This is a genomic window from Nocardia sp. NBC_00565, from assembly GCF_036345915.1.
In the GTDB taxonomy this organism is placed as follows: Bacteria; Actinomycetota; Actinomycetes; order Mycobacteriales; family Mycobacteriaceae; genus Nocardia.
The window spans coordinates 8,743,487-8,757,071 of sequence record NZ_CP107785.1 but is presented as its reverse complement, the minus strand read 5'-3'; the positions used below and the strand labels follow the sequence as shown (position 1 = coordinate 8,757,071).

Genomic DNA, 13,585 nt, shown 5'->3' with positions numbered 1-13,585 from the left:
CTCCCGTTACCAGACGTAGGCGAGGACTTCCCCGCCTACACCTTGCTTGGCCGCCTGGCGATCGGTGAGCAGACCGGTCGACGTGGAGATGATCGCCACGCCGAGGCCGCCCAGGACCTTGGGCAGGTTGGTGGACTTCGCGTACACACGCAGACCCGGCTTCGAGACGCGACGCAGGCCCTGCAGGCTGCGCTCACGGCTCTGGCCGTACTTGAGGTCGACGACCAGGGTCTTACCCACGGGTGCGTCCTCGGTCCGGTAGTCGGCGATGTAGCCCTCGCGCTTGAGGATCTCGGCGATATTCGCCTTGAGCTTCGAGTGCGGAGCCTTCACCTGATCGTGGTACGCCGAGTTGGCGTTGCGCAGACGCGTCAGAAAGTCTGCGATCGGATCAGTCATGGTCATAGTTCGACCTTGACACCTTTCTCGCCACGGTTCCCATACAACACCGGCGTACACAAAGGCACGCCGGCCGTGGGCCTATAGCAATTCGGCGGTCCGGCCGACATTTGCCGACCGGATTGAGTTCTCATTACGAGTTCTCGGTACCCGGGCCGTCCGCACGTCGACGCAATCACTGCATCAAGGCGTGCAGACACAGATGTGCCCAAGCAACCGCCCTAGTGTAGACAACCCCCAGCTGAGGCCCAAATCGGCCCCACTCGACTCGCTCGACGCCACCCACATTTCCCAACCATCATCGGCAACGGTTGGTGAGATCCCAGACCTCAATTCCGTCTAGCGAACCTCAGGGCAGGCACTGCAGTCGAGACTAGGATCGGGTCATGTCGCTTCCGCGCATCGAACGGCCCGACCTTCCCGAGTACATGACGTGGGAGGAGCTCGAGCAACTACCCGCTGAAATCGCCGGGCAGATCGAACTATGGAACGGGCGGGTCGTATGGCTACGACGTGGGCCCGCCGAACACCAAGCGTTCACGTTCGCACTGACCAGTGCGCTCAAGCGATGCGCGCGTGCAGGGATGGCGGAGCAGCCACAGCACTGCTGGCGCGTCGACTTCGAAACCAACGTGTTCTTCGGTGAATCTGGAAAGTCAGACTTCGTCACACCTGATTTTCTGGCCTATCGCTGCCTCGATGCCCCGTATCAGGACATCCGAGCCAAGGACGTTCTGCTTGTCGGCGAGGTGCTATCCCCCTCGAACACCCAGACCGATATGGACGAGAAAAGGGCACGCTACGCCAAGGCTGGCATTCCCTGGTATTGGGAAGTAACACTGGAACGCGAGGCGAGCGCGATCGCCATGGTTCGCGCCTTTGCTCTGGAGAAGACCCCCGGCGACCTCCCACCGGGAGTGCACCCCCTGTATCCGGTCAATTACCTGCTGACCGGCAAATGGTCACCGAAGGATTCCGCGGCGATCGACATCGATTTCCCATTCGGCATCCACATCCCCTGGACTGAACTCGAATTCTGAACCGGCTCAACGCAGTTGAAACGCGCAAGGGCACGGCCTCCAGGGAGGCCGTGCCCTTGTTCAGTTATGCGGTGCGCTCACAGGGAGCGCGAGCTCACCAGGAGCTCTTGTGCACACCCGGAAGCTCGCCGCGGTGCGCCATTTCGCGCAGGCACACGCGGCAGAGGCCGAATTTGCGGTAGACCGCGTGCGGGCGGCCGCAGCGCTGGCAGCGGGTGTAAGCCCGGACCGCGAACTTCGGCTTGGCGTTGGCCTTGTTGACCAGTGCTTTCTTAGCCATGTGCTCAGTTCTCCTTGAACGGGAAGCCGAGGTGCTTGAGCAGGGCACGGCCTTCTTCGTTGTTGGTCGCAGTGGTCACCACGGTGATGTCCATACCGCGCGGGCGGTCGATGGAGTCCACGTCGATCTCGTGGAACATCGACTGCTCGCTCAGGCCGAACGTGTAGTTGCCGTTGCCGTCGAACTGCTTCGGCGACAGGCCGCGGAAGTCGCGGATACGGGGCAGCGCGATGGAGACCAGGCGATCCAGGAACTCCCACATGCGGTCGCCGCGCAGGGTGACCTTCGCGCCGATCGGCATGCCCTCACGCAGCTTGAACTGCGCGATCGACTTGGTGGCCTTGCGGATCTCGGGCTTCTGACCGGTGATCAGTTCCAGATCCTTGACGGCGCCGTTGATGAGTTTGGCGTCGCGCGCGGCGTCACCGACACCCATGTTCACGACAACCTTCACCACGCCCGGGATCTGCATCACGTTGGCGTAGTTGAACTCGCTGTTCAGCGCGTCCTTGATCTCGGCCCGGTAGCGCGCCTTCAGGCGCGGCTGGGTCTGCTCAGAGGTGGTCATGTCAGATGTCCTTCCCGTTCTTACGGGAGATCCGGACCCGCTTGCCGCTCTCCTCGTCCGTCCGGTAGCCGACGCGAGTCGGCTTGCCGTCGGAGTCGACGACCATCACGTTGGACACGTGGATCGGAGCTTCCTGGGTCACGATGCCGCCCGACGAGGCGCCACGCTGGTTGGCGGAGTTGGCAACGTGCTTCTTGATCCGGTTCACGCCCTCGACCAGGATCCGGTTGCGATCCGGGTAGGCCTGGATGACCTTGCCCTTCGCGCCCTTGTCCTTACCCGAGATGACGAGCACGGTGTCGCCCTTGTGCACCTTCATGTCAGAGCACCTCCGGGGCCAGCGAAACGATCTTCATGAACTTCTTCTCGCGCAGCTCGCGGCCGACCGGGCCGAAGATACGAGTGCCACGCGGGTCGTTGTCCGGCTTGATCAGCACGGCCGCGTTCTCATCGAACTTGATGTACGAACCGTCCGGGCGACGACGCTCCTTGACGGTGCGCACGATGACGGCCTTGACGACCTCGCCCTTCTTGACGTTGCCGCCGGGGACAGCGTCCTTGACAGTGGCGACGATGATGTCGCCGATGCCGGCATAGCGACGCGACGAACCACCGAGAACCCGGATGCAGAGGATTTCCTTCGCACCCGTGTTGTCGGCGACGCGCAGTCGCGACTCCTGCTGAATCACTTCAGCCTCCTTGACCTGGATGTATACGCACGCCGGATTGCCGACCCGACGGGCATGGTCGTGTCACCACCCGAACGCGCGCCTGCCAGCGGTTTCGTGGATCTCGATGACCCAACCACTGGGGGTTCACGGCCGGATTGCGGGCATAGCTCCCGCAGGCAACCCGTTAACCATACAGAACACCGCTAGGTGTACCGAATCGGGTCGGTTCGCGGCACCTGAACTTCGGCTGTGAAACCCGTGCGGATCAGTGCTCGCGGCCTGCCACGTTATTACCCTCGGTTCGAGCAAGATCACCAGAAGACCTATACAGATTCCACATCACCGCTGGAAAGAGGTTCTCTTGAGTTCGTCTGCTCGTTCCGCCCGACTCCGTCGCCGCGCCTTCCTGATCGCACTCGGAGTGATTCCGGCCACCACCGCGTTGGTCGCCTGCTCGCGCAATCGGTCGGTCACACTCACCGGGGTCGATATGCGGGGCGAGGACCACGCGATTCGACCGCAGGACGACCTGTTCCGGTACGTCAACGGTGGCTGGCTGCGCGACTATCAACTGCCGCCGGACAAGTCGTCCTACAGCACGTTCGACGAGGTCAGCGACCGGGTCGAGCGGCAGCTGCGGGAGATCGTCGCGGGCATTCGCGAGCCGAAGGCCGGGTCGACCGAGCAGCAGATCCGCGATCTGTACGACGCTCGGCTCGATATCGACACGATCGAAAAGCTCGGCACGACACCGTTGGCCGATCTGTTCACCGCGATCGACGGGGCGGCGCACAAAGCCGACCTCGCCCGGGTGATGGGCGCGCTACCGATCGGCGGACTCATCGATTTGGCCGTCGAGGTGGATCAGAAGAATTCCGCCGCCTACGTCGCCACCGTCTCGCAGTCCGGCATCGATCCCCATATGGGCGAGCAGTATTACCGCAAGCCCCAATACGCCGAGCAGCGTGCGGCCTACAAGACCTATCTGGAACGGGTCGCCGCGGGTGCGGGCTTTACCGATCCGGCCGGAACCGCCCAGCGCGTCTTCGATCTGGAGACCCGGATCGCGGCCGCTTTCTGGGATGACGTTCGGCTGCGCAATCCCGATGCCGCCTACAACCCCATGAGCTGGGCCGAATTGACCGCGCTCGCACCGCAATTCGACTGGGATCCGTGGCTGGCGGGCAATACCGACCGGCCGCACGCGCTGTTCGACAAGGTGGTGGTCGGGCAGCCGTCGTTCGTGACAGCGGCCGGACAACTCTGGGCGGAGGTCGATATCGCGGCCTGGCAGGAATATCTGCGACTCGCGGTGGTCAAGCATTTCGCGTCGCTGCTACCCAAGGCCATTGCCGATGCCGAATTCGATTTCGTCGGCAAGACATTGCGGGGGTTGACGCAGCGGCAGGAGCCGTGGAAGGACGGGATCGCCACTGTCAATGCGAATCTCGGCCAGCAGCTCGGGAAACTCTATGTGCGCGAGCACTTTCCGCCCTCGGCCAAAGAGCGCGCCTTGGCGATGGTCGCCGACCTCATTTCCGCCTACCGGGCCGACTTCACCGATTCGACCTGGATGTCGCCGCCGACCAGGCAGGCCGCCATCGCGAAACTCGACAAGATCGTCACGAAGATCGGCTATCCGGACAAGTGGATCGATTACTCCGGATTGACCATCACGCGTGGCAAATTGCTCGAATCCGTGCGCGCCGCCGAGACTTTCGAGGCCAAACGCGGTTTCGCGCGACTGGGCATCCCGGTCGACAAGTCCGAATGGGTCATGCCGCCGCAAATGGTGAACGCGATGTACGACCCGAGTGCCAACTCGATCTCCTTTCCGGCTGCGATTCTGCAGCCGCCGTTCTTCGACAAGGACGCCGCGGCCGCGGTCAATTACGGCGCGATCGGAGCGATCATCGGGCACGAGATCGGGCACGGATTCGACGACCAGGGATCGCGGTACGACGGTGACGGCAATCTGCGCGACTGGTGGACCCCCGCGGACCGGGCCGCGTTCGAGGTCAAGACCAAGCAGCTCATCGAGCAGTACAACGCGCTGGTCCCGGCGGGCCTGGATCCGAGTAAGCACGTCGACGGCGCGCTGACCGTCGGGGAGAACCTCGCCGACCTGCGCGGTCTCGGGATCGCGCTGGCCGCGCTCGGCATCGCGGACAAGCGCGATGGCAAGGACGACCCGGATCACCGGACCATGTTCCTGTCCTGGGCGCGCATCTGGCGCGATAAGTCGACTCCGCAGCAGCAGGAATTGCGGCTGGCCATGGATGTGCACGCGCCCAACGAATTCCGCTGCAATCAGGTGGTCCGCAATATCGACGAGTTCTATCCGACATTCGACGTCCAGGCGGGTGACAAGCTGTTCCTGGCCCAGGACCAGCGGGTCTCGCTCTGATCCGACGGGCTGGCAGCGCCCGCGACAGGTAGCCTCGGGCCAGCAATATCGCGCCTGATGAGGATGCGGCCGGACCGCATCGGGAGAGGAATCCTCGTGACATCAACCGGTCGTCCCGGTCAGTTGGACCGCCGCGCCTTCCTGGTCGCGCTCGGGGCCGTGCCGGCCGCCGTCGCGTTGGTTTCGTGCTCGAGCGACGCACCGAAGGTGCAGTTGACCAGTGTCGATATGGGCGGCGCCGATCCGGCGATCCGGCCGCAGGACGACCTGTACCGCCACGTCAACGGCACGTGGCTGCGCGAATACCAGCTGCCGCCGGACAAGGCCGCGGTCGGTGCGATCAGCGATGCCTCCGATCGGACGCTGGATCAGTTGCGGGCGATCATCGAGGGCATCAAGGATCCGAAGGCGGGTTCGGAGGCGCAGCAGATTCGCGATCTCTACGACGCGCGGCTGGATGAGGAGACGTTCGAGAAGCTCGGCATGACACCGCTGGCCGATCTTTTCGCCAAGATCGACGGCGCGGCGACCAAGGCGGATCTGGCCAAGGCGATGGCGGAGTTGCCGATCTCCGGGCTGATCGGCATCGGGATCGGCATCGATCGCAAGGACTCCAACGCCTACATCCCGACCATCAGTCAGTCCGGAATCGGGCTGAGCGAGCAGTACTACCGCAAGCCGCAATACGCGACGCAGCTCGCGGGGTACAAGACGTATCTGGAGAAGATGGCCGCCGGCGCGGGGCTCGTCGACGCCGCCGGTATCGCGCAGCGCATGGTCGATCTGGAGACCAAGATCGCAGCCGCGCACTGGGACAGCGTGCGCAATCGCAATACCGACGCCACTTACAACGTCAAGAGCTGGGCCGAATTGGTCGCGCTCGGACCGCAATTCGACTGGGATCCGTGGATGGCGGGCAATACCGACCGGCCGCGCACACTGTTCGACAAGATCGTGGTCGCGCAGCCTTCGTTCGTGACCGCGGCGGCGCAGCTGTGGGCCGATACCGATATCGCGCAGTGGCGCGAGTACCTGCGCGTCAATGTGATCGCGGAGTACGGCCGGTTTCTGCCCAAGGTGATCCGCGACGCACGCTTCGCCTTCGTCGGCAAGGTGCTCAGCGGGATCGAGGAGCGGCCGGAACTCTGGAAGTCCGCCGTCGGCATCGTCAACGAGAATCTCGGCGACCAACTCGGGAAACTCTATGTGGACAAGCACTTTCCGCCCTCGGCCAAGGACCGGGCGAAGGAGATGGTGGCCGATCTGATGGCCGCCTACCAGGAAAACTTCACCAATTCGTCCTGGATGACCCAACCGACCAGGGACGCCTCGATCGTCAAGCTCAACAAGATCGAGGCCAGGATCGGATATCCGGACAAGTGGGACGACTACTCCGGGTTGAAGATCACCACAGGCAAGTTGATCGAATCCCTGCGCGCCGTCAGTGCTTTCGAGTCCAAGAAGGCGTTCAACCGGCTGGGCACTCCCGTCGACAAATCCGAATGGGGCATGTCGCCGCAGACGGTGAACGCCTACTACTCGCCCACCAATAACCAGATCACTTTCCCCGCCGCCTATCTGCAGTCGCCGTTCTTCGACAAGGACGCGACGACCGCGGTCAATTACGGCGCGGTCGGTGCGACCATCGGCCACGAGATCGGCCACGGCTTCGACGACCAGGGCTCGAAATACGATGCCGACGGCAACCGGCGCGACTGGTGGACCCCCGAGGATCTGGCCGCCTTCGAAGCCAAGACCAAGGCGCTCATCGCACAGTTCGACGTACTGGTCCCCGAGGGCCTCGACCCCAAGTACCACGTCGACGGCGCACTCACTGTCGGTGAGAACCTCGCAGACCTGCGCGGCCTGCAGATTGCCCTGGCCGCCTACCGCATTGCCGCAAAGCGCGAGGGCATCGACCCCGATTACCAGCAGATGTTCTTCTCCTACGCCCGCAGCTGGCGCGAAAAGCAAACCGAGGAAGCCACCATCAGCCAACTGCAGGACGTCCACTCCGCCAACGAATTCCGCTGCAACCAGGTAGTCCGCAATATCGCCGAGTTCTACACCACCTTCGGGGTGAAAGAAGGCGACAAGCTCTTCATGCCGGAAACCGAACGCATCACCCTCTGACCGCGTGTGTGGGAAGCCCGGCAACCCCGCCGGGCTTCCGACCGATTACCGGACCAAGTCGGCAAAGCTGATCTCACCGAGCACGACGTGCTCGAGCCGGAGAAAACCGTCCCGGTGCAATCTGTGCAGGCGGTATTCGGCGGCGTGCGCGTCGAGGCGGAACTCCCGAACTTCTTCGATGTCGTACTTGGTATCGAGGGCTACGACGAGATACAACGGAATTCCAGCGCGGGCATACTGGGCCTTCTTATCGAGCAGGTCTTCGGCCGCAGTGGATGGCGAAGAGACCTCGACAACGATCAGCGCGTCCCCGGCCTCCGGCTTCGCACCTCGCTCCGGAAGGCACTTGTATACCGTGACATCCGGCCGTCGGAACGTGAATTTCGGGACCCGCCAGAGCACGACGTCGATATCGGTCTCAGCCCGGATACACGGCTCGGTGCTCGGCAGCTGCTCCATGGCACCGGCCAATCTGCGAGCCACTCGATTGTGCTCGGGTACCGGCGACTCGCAGACGATGACATGTCCGTGCACGACCTCGATCCCTCGAGCCATGTCCTCGGGCAGCTGAAGATACTGCTCCTCGGTCATCTCGTGCGGCAGGTGGCCGGACGGTCCGATCATCATGTCCGAAGCGTACCCAGCCCAACTCGACTCGAGCCGTCTCGGCATTGACAGAGCAGCCAGCGGGACTGCGCGGGCTGCTCTGTCGACGGGTCAGAAAGCGCTGCCGGTCGAGGGTCGCGGGAATTGGCCCGGGTAACCCCCCGGGTAACCCGGAGACGGGAAGCTGGGGTAGCCGGGACGGGCCCAGCCGCCGTTGCCCCAACCGCCGTTGCCCCAACCGCCGTTGCCCCAACCGCCGTTGCCCCAACCGCCATGGCCAGGGCGGCCATGGATCTCGTCTGCCTGCTGATCCGCCTGCACGAGCGGGAGTCCATTCGGGGCAGCGGGCTCGGCGAGGGCGGGGGCGGCGAGGGCGGCGAGAGGGGCCAGGGCGATTGCGGAAACCATGGCTACGCGGGCGAGCAAGGGCCGGACGTGTCCGGCGGAATTGGTTCGATTCATCGGAATTACCTCATTTCGGTACGCGTCAGTCGTTCGATAGCCCGCGTGGTCACGGACTCGACGTCGATGCCTCCCGTACGAGACGATCGTTATTGACACACATAACGTACCGCTATATAGCGGCACGTTCAATAGGTCAGCAATAGATGACGTGACAGCAGACTTCGAGCCGTTCCTGCCGATCGCGGCCCGCAGGCGTGTCGGCCCCACCGGAGACCAGCGCGCAGGGGCCCGCGTGGCGACACCAGGGCGCACGGCCGTGGCAGCCTAGGCTGGCCCTGTTGATGCGCGTCGATTCACCTGCGGCGCCCCGACGGGAGGGCGGCGATGAACTCTATTCGGACGGCGATGATCGCGGTTGTCGCCGGCCTGCTCGCGGCCGCATGCACGCTGCCGACCAGGCATGCACCTGCGCCCAGCGAACCGGTTACCGTCACCCACGCCTTCGGCAGCACAACCATCAGTGCGACACCGAAAAAGGTTGTCACCCTGGGAAATCAGTGGCTGGACACGGCGCTGGCACTCGGGGTGACGCCGGTCGGGTACATCGATGATGTCGCTTCGGTGTCCAAGCGCGCGGCTCCCTGGGAGCCGGCCTCGCTCGAATCGGCGCGGGCGCTGAATACCTCCGGCAATATCACCGAGCAGGTCGCCGCGCTGGCACCGGATCTCATCCTGGTGGACAGCTTCCTCGCCGACCGGCAGAGCTATGACCAACTGTCCGCCGTCGCCCCGACCCTGCCCGCACGCACCGAAGCAGCGGTCTGGCAGGACCAGGTGATCGCGCTCGGCAGGGTGCTGCGCAAAGAGGATGCGGCGACCCACGTGATCGCCGATGTGGATGCGAAGGTGGCTTCCATCGCCCAGGCGAATCCACGGCTGACCGGCAAGACGTTCGTCTGCGCCTGGCTGGCCGGCCCGGCACAGCTGATCGTGCTGACCGATCCGGACGATGGGCTCGGCAAGGTCTTCACCCGACTGGGCCTGAGCATCCCGCAGAGCCTGCACGCCGACCAGGACACCCTCGCACTGCCGCCGGAGCGGATCGACGAACTCGCCGCCGATCTGCTGCTGGCGGGCTACTCCCCCGGCATGGACGAAAAGTACCGGCAGTTCCCGGGTTACGCCGATCTGCCTGCCGTGCGCAAGGGTGCGGTCGTCTTCTTGACACTCCAGGAGTTCAGCGCGATCACCCAGCCGACCGCACTGTCGGAGCCCTATCTGCTGAAGAAACTCGAGCCCGCCTTCGCGAACGCGGCGAAATAGTTCAGCGCGCGGCGACGAGTTCGTCGGCCTCGGCAAGTTCGGCCTCGTGCTCCTCGGTGTACTTGTCACCGGCGAAGTACGAGGCGACCGCGGCCAGGAACATCATGATCGCGGCCGCTACGAACACCACGATCAGGCCGGTGTGGAACGGCCCGGTGAGCAGATGCGGGAAGAACTCTTGTCCCGTGAGGGTGTCGGCATTGACGCCCGGCTTCGCCAATTCGCCGGTGGGGCCGAGCAATTCCTGGATCGGGTTGTAGCCGAGGAAGGCGGCGAACATGCTCGCTACCGGCGGCAGATCGGCGACCTGCGCGGCCGCCCCCGCGGATACGCCCTGGGCGCGCAGGCCGCTGGCCAGCGCCGACGGCAGGCTGGCGGCGAGACCGATGACAATGAGCGAGAAGAAGATTCCCATCGACAGCGCATTGCCACCGTTGAACAGCGTGCCGCGCATACCGGAGGCGGCGCCGCGCTGTGCCGCGGGCACGCTCGACATGATGGCGGCGGTGTTCGGGGAGAAGAACAATCCGCAGCCGATGCCATTGAGCATGACGATCGCGGCGAACATCCAGAAATCGAAGTCGACGGGGATGATCAGCAGCAGTAGGAAAGTGAGGCCCGCCAGTGCCGCACCGCCGACGGTGAACAGCCGCGAACCGTAGCGGTCCGACAGCCAGCCCGAAATCGGCCCGGCGGCAAGGAAACCCGCGGTCAGCGGCAGCAGGTAGATGCCGGCCCACAGCGGCGTCGATTCGTAGTCGTAGCCGTGCAGCGGCAGCCAGATACCCTGCAGCCAGATGATCAGCATGAACTGCATACCGCCGCGCCCGATCGAGACCAGCAGGTTGGCGAAGTTGCCGAGGCCGAAGGCGCGGTTGCGGAACAGCGTCAGGTGGAACATCGGCTCGGCGACCTTGGTCTCCACCACACAGAACACCCCGAGCAGGGCGATCCCGCCGAATACCGCGCCGAGCACCCAGGGATTGGACCAGCCGGTGGGGTGCTCGCTGTAGGGCTGGATACCGTAGGTGATGCCGGTCAGCAGTGCGGTCAGGCCGAATCCGAAGGTTATCGTGCCCGCCCAGTCGACCTTGCCCAACGTCCGCTGACCGACCTCGTGCAAGGAGCGGTAGGACCAGATGGCGCCGAGGATGCCGATCGGCACACTCACCCAGAAGACCGCGCGCCAATCCCATTCCGACAGCACGCCACCGATGATCAGGCCGAGGAACGAGCCCGCGACCGCCGCCACACTATTGATGCCGAGTGCGGTGCCGCGCTGCTTCGCCGGGAACGCGTCGGTGAGGATGGCGGTGGAGTTGGCCATCAGCATGGCACCACCGACGCCCTGGATCACCCGCCAGAAGATGATCCACATCGCGCCCGCGCTGCCCTGGAACGGGTCGAAGGACAGCAGCACCGCGGTCGCCGCGAATACCGCGAAGCCGAGGTTGTAGATCCGGACTCGACCGAAGATATCGCCGAGCCGCCCGAACATCACCACCAGCACCGCGGTGACCAGCAGATATCCCATCAGCATCCAGAGCAGGTAGCCGACGTTGCCCGCCTCCAGCGGATTCAGGCCGATACCGCGGAAGATGGCGGGCAGCGAGATCAGCACGATCGAGGCGTTGATCGCACTGAGCAGCACACCGATAGTGGTGTTGGTCAGGACGATCCACTTGTAGCGCGGATGATCTCGGTCGTAGCGCATGCGGCGACGGATGGTCTGGACGTCGTCCAGATCGAGATCGGCGGAGGAAATCGACACGGCAGGGCCCCTTGCTGATAGTTACATCCGCAAACTATATAGTTAGCCGATGCAACTATCAAACGCTGGCCCGCGGCCAGGCGCGCGCCAGATCCGACAAGTAGCGGAGTTCGTCGGCGCGATCCCGCACCACTGAGGTGGTTGCGCCGCGCCGTGTGACGGCCGCCACCGGAGACCTGCCGTCGGTCTTTGCCTGTGCGGCTTGTGCGATACGCAACGCGAATTCGCGCATATCCACATGCGATTCGCTCGCCTCCGGTGCGAACTGCTCGAGTTGCACAAGGGCGTCGCGGATTTCGACCGTCATGCGATACAGCCGCGACGTGGATTCGCCGCTGCCCGGATATCCCGGATCCAGCACGACTTCGGGAACCGCGGCGGTGAGAACTCGCCACAGTGGCCGCAGACGGCGGCAGCATCGACCCGCCCGGTCCAACTCGGCTCGCGCCAGTAGCGCGTTCACGAGGGGGATCGCGATCAAAGCGGTGAGGATAACCAGCGTCGCCGCCGCCCCGATCGTCCACCCGAGCCCGAAATCGTCGGGACGGGTTCCCATAGCCGTCCACACTGCACCGACCGGTGTGGCAACGAAGATGTACCCGCCGGCCACGAGCAGGGCCGAGTAGGTCAGCCGTTCCTTCGCGGTGGGCTTGGTGGCGCGGAGTTCACGAATGCAGGCACGCGTGAAGTGCAGCCCGCACAAGGCGGTCGGCACCGTGGTGAGCGACCATATCGCTGGACCCCAGTCGAGCGATAGGCCGGCACTGTCCGCGACGATGCTCGCCAGCAGGATGAATCCCACCGCGGCCGCGATCGTGTCATATCTGCGCTGGCGCCGTGCTGCCGTGTGCACGTCCGCACCATCGAGCAGCGTGGCGACACCGAAGACGTTGGCTACGGTCATGCAGCCGAAGATCGTAAAGAGGTTCATCGCGAGGTCGAACGAGCCGAGTCGACCGACGAACCCCAACAGCAACAGTCCCGGCAGATTCCAGCTGAGCGCGCGATTGAGGAGTCGATCGGTGATGGTGTCGTTGACCAGCCACCACCGGCCGATGGTGATCACAGCGACGAACACGCCGATCACCACCATCATCGCGATCGGCAGGGATTTCATAGTCCCAGACCGTAGAACTCCACGGCACCGCGCACCAACTGGCGCCGACCGGTCAGCTCTCGGCGGCCTTCCGATAGCCGCGAACGGCGAGCGCACCGAAGACCGCGACCAGGCCGACCGACCAGGCCAGCGTCTGCGTCATCGGGACCAGCAGCGGCCCACCGAGGGTGAAGTTGCGCATGGCCTCGATGGCACAGCTCATCGGCTGGGCGCGCACGACCGGCTGCAGCCAGCCCGGATAGTTCTGCACCAGAACGAAACCCGAGTTGAAGAACATACCGACCAGAACCACTATCGCGAACAGCTGAACAACCTTGTCGCCGAGACTGCTCACGCCGAGCAGGATCACCAGCGGGGTGAAGCCGACGATCACGATGACCGGCACGATCAGCACGCCCAGCGCCCCACCCCAGCCCTGCTGGAAGCGCAGGCCGAGCAGCATCCCGACCACGACCACCACCACCGTCGCGGCGGCCGCGCGGCCACATTCGGCCAGCAGCCGACCGACCAGTGCGGCGCAACGATGGATCGGCAATACCCAGAACCGGCGCAGCAGACCGCTTTCCCGCTCCCCGTACAGCGATATGCCCGTGCCCGTGGCACCGTACATGGCTCCGGACACCGCGACCATCGGCACGAATCCATAGATGGGGTCAGCACCACCGGTCGCCCCCAGCGACTTTCCGAGCACCAAGTCGTACATGAGCAGCAGCAGAATCGGCAGCGCCAGCGTGCTCGTGATCACCTCCGGCTGCCGCGACCATCGGCGCAACAACCGGCCGGTCTCGATCAGGCTCTGGGCCAGCAGGGATCCCCCCGGCCGCGGCTCATGCGTGCCGGAAGCATCCACTCGCACAACCTCTTC

14 protein-coding genes are annotated in these 13,585 nt (G+C 64.4%); 4 read left to right on the top strand and 10 right to left on the bottom strand.

What is annotated here, in order from left to right:
• Positions 1-6: 6 nt before the first annotated feature.
• Positions 7-405: a 30S ribosomal protein S8 gene (gene rpsH, locus OG874_RS40160; RefSeq protein ID WP_327095437.1), complete on the bottom strand. Its 399-nt coding sequence runs from the start codon at positions 403-405 to the stop codon at positions 7-9.
• A 380-nt stretch (positions 406-785) separates the two neighbouring features.
• On the opposite strand from rpsH, the gene OG874_RS40155 reads away from it, so the two are divergent.
• The gene (locus OG874_RS40155) at positions 786-1,439 is read left to right on the top strand and encodes a Uma2 family endonuclease (protein WP_330252244.1); all 654 of its coding nucleotides are present in this window, start codon (positions 786-788) and stop codon (positions 1,437-1,439) included.
• Positions 1,440-1,533: 94 nt separating this feature from the next.
• Here the strand turns inward: OG874_RS40155 and OG874_RS40150 are convergent, their stop codons facing one another.
• Genes OG874_RS40150 through rplN form a run of 4 tightly spaced genes read right to left on the bottom strand, consistent with a single transcriptional unit; the run spans position 1,534 to position 2,976 of the window.
• Positions 1,534-1,719, bottom strand: coding sequence for a type Z 30S ribosomal protein S14 (locus OG874_RS40150; RefSeq protein ID WP_014981705.1), 186 nt, complete (start codon positions 1,717-1,719; stop codon positions 1,534-1,536).
• 4 nt (positions 1,720-1,723) lie between these two features.
• A complete protein-coding gene (gene rplE, locus OG874_RS40145; RefSeq protein ID WP_107654148.1) occupies positions 1,724-2,287 on the bottom strand; it encodes a 50S ribosomal protein L5 in 564 nt (187 codons plus the stop codon).
• 1 nt (position 2,288) lies between these two features.
• The gene (gene rplX / locus OG874_RS40140) at positions 2,289-2,606 is read right to left on the bottom strand and encodes a 50S ribosomal protein L24 (RefSeq protein ID WP_330252243.1); all 318 of its coding nucleotides are present in this window, start codon (positions 2,604-2,606) and stop codon (positions 2,289-2,291) included.
• 1 nt (position 2,607) lies between these two features.
• Positions 2,608-2,976 (bottom strand): 50S ribosomal protein L14, encoded by a 369-nt coding sequence (rplN, locus tag OG874_RS40135; RefSeq protein WP_194817848.1) that lies wholly within the window; start codon positions 2,974-2,976, stop codon positions 2,608-2,610.
• Positions 2,977-3,319: 343 nt separating this feature from the next.
• Here rplN and OG874_RS40130 point away from each other — a divergent pair, with 343 nt between their 5' ends.
• Positions 3,320-5,365 carry a M13 family metallopeptidase gene (locus OG874_RS40130; protein WP_330252242.1) on the top strand — a complete coding sequence of 682 codons (2,046 nt, stop codon included), beginning with the start codon at positions 3,320-3,322 and terminating at the stop codon, positions 5,363-5,365.
• Positions 5,366-5,461: 96 nt separating this feature from the next.
• Positions 5,462-7,498, top strand: coding sequence for a M13 family metallopeptidase (locus OG874_RS40125; protein WP_330252241.1), 2,037 nt, complete (start codon positions 5,462-5,464; stop codon positions 7,496-7,498).
• A gap of 45 nt (positions 7,499-7,543) precedes the next feature.
• Here the strand turns inward: OG874_RS40125 and OG874_RS40120 are convergent, their stop codons facing one another.
• Entirely contained in the window at positions 7,544-8,125 is a 582-nt protein-coding gene (locus tag OG874_RS40120) for a Uma2 family endonuclease (protein WP_330252240.1), read from the bottom strand.
• Between the two features lie 90 nt (positions 8,126-8,215).
• Positions 8,216-8,566 carry a hypothetical protein gene (locus OG874_RS40115; protein WP_330252239.1) on the bottom strand — a complete coding sequence of 117 codons (351 nt, stop codon included), beginning with the start codon at positions 8,564-8,566 and terminating at the stop codon, positions 8,216-8,218.
• A gap of 327 nt (positions 8,567-8,893) precedes the next feature.
• Between OG874_RS40115 and OG874_RS40110 the strand changes: the two genes are divergently transcribed.
• A complete protein-coding gene (locus OG874_RS40110; protein WP_330252238.1) occupies positions 8,894-9,832 on the top strand; it encodes an ABC transporter substrate-binding protein in 939 nt (312 codons plus the stop codon).
• Between the two features lies 1 nt (position 9,833).
• On the opposite strand, the gene OG874_RS40105 is transcribed toward OG874_RS40110, so the two are convergent.
• From OG874_RS40105 to OG874_RS40095, 3 genes are all read right to left on the bottom strand, one after another.
• Positions 9,834-11,546 (bottom strand): MFS transporter, encoded by a 1,713-nt coding sequence (locus OG874_RS40105; protein WP_330257622.1) that lies wholly within the window; start codon positions 11,544-11,546, stop codon positions 9,834-9,836.
• 115 nt (positions 11,547-11,661) lie between these two features.
• Complete coding sequence (locus OG874_RS40100) at positions 11,662-12,720, bottom strand: MAB_1171c family putative transporter (protein WP_330252237.1); 1,059 nt, start codon at positions 12,718-12,720, stop codon at positions 11,662-11,664.
• Positions 12,721-12,772: 52 nt separating this feature from the next.
• On the bottom strand, positions 12,773-13,570 hold the full coding sequence (locus tag OG874_RS40095) for an ABC transporter permease (RefSeq protein ID WP_330252236.1): 798 nt from the start codon (positions 13,568-13,570) through the stop codon (positions 12,773-12,775).
• Positions 13,571-13,585 lie beyond the last annotated feature (15 nt).

Excerpts from the sequence above, each read along its gene's own strand:
- rpsH (WP_327095437.1), bottom strand. The coding sequence starts at position 405 with ATGACCATGACTGATCCGATCGCAGACTTTCTGACGCGTCTGCGCAAC.
- OG874_RS40155 (WP_330252244.1), top strand. The coding sequence starts at position 786 with ATGTCGCTTCCGCGCATCGAACGGCCCGACCTTCCCGAGTACATGACG.
- OG874_RS40150 (WP_014981705.1), bottom strand. The coding sequence starts at position 1,719 with ATGGCTAAGAAAGCACTGGTCAACAAGGCCAACGCCAAGCCGAAGTTC.
- rplE (WP_107654148.1), bottom strand. The coding sequence starts at position 2,287 with ATGACCACCTCTGAGCAGACCCAGCCGCGCCTGAAGGCGCGCTACCGG.
- rplX (WP_330252243.1), bottom strand. The coding sequence starts at position 2,606 with ATGAAGGTGCACAAGGGCGACACCGTGCTCGTCATCTCGGGTAAGGAC.
- OG874_RS40120 (WP_330252240.1), bottom strand. The coding sequence starts at position 8,125 with ATGATGATCGGACCGTCCGGCCACCTGCCGCACGAGATGACCGAGGAG.
- OG874_RS40115 (WP_330252239.1), bottom strand. The coding sequence starts at position 8,566 with ATGAATCGAACCAATTCCGCCGGACACGTCCGGCCCTTGCTCGCCCGC.
- OG874_RS40110 (WP_330252238.1), top strand. The coding sequence starts at position 8,894 with ATGAACTCTATTCGGACGGCGATGATCGCGGTTGTCGCCGGCCTGCTC.
- OG874_RS40105 (WP_330257622.1), bottom strand. The coding sequence starts at position 11,546 with ATGCGCTACGACCGAGATCATCCGCGCTACAAGTGGATCGTCCTGACC.
- OG874_RS40100 (WP_330252237.1), bottom strand. The coding sequence starts at position 12,720 with ATGAAATCCCTGCCGATCGCGATGATGGTGGTGATCGGCGTGTTCGTC.